Source organism: Stenotrophomonas sp. SrG (assembly GCF_050031795.1).
GTDB lineage: Bacteria > Pseudomonadota > Gammaproteobacteria > Xanthomonadales > Xanthomonadaceae > Stenotrophomonas > Stenotrophomonas rhizophila_A.
This window is the reverse complement of sequence record NZ_JBNBBE010000317.1, coordinates 1-266: the sequence shown is the minus strand read 5'-3', so window position 1 is coordinate 266 and position 266 is coordinate 1. Positions and strand designations below refer to the sequence as shown.

Here is a 266-nt window from a genome sequence, read left to right as displayed (position 1 = left end):
ACCGCATAGTGAGCCTTACTTGTCCGCCAGCTTTGATCCCCAGCACGTCCGCCGCGCGTTTTCGCGCGCCGACAGCAGTTACGACGCCGCCGCCGCCCTGCAGCGCGAGGTGGAGAAGCGGCTGCTCGAATCGCTGGACTATCTCGATAGCCGGCAGCCGGAGGTGGTGCTGGACGTGGGCAGCGGTACCGGCCACGCCAGTGCGGCGATGAAGAAGCGCTTGCCGAAGGCGCAGGTGATCGCGCTGGACATGGCCGAGCCGATGA

1 pseudogene is annotated in these 266 nt (G+C 66.9%); it reads left to right on the top strand.

Annotated features, from left to right (window positions below):
* Positions 1-19: 19 nt before the first annotated feature.
* Positions 20-266: pseudogene (locus ACQG3P_RS19955) on the top strand (malonyl-[acyl-carrier protein] O-methyltransferase BioC); the annotation flags it as partial.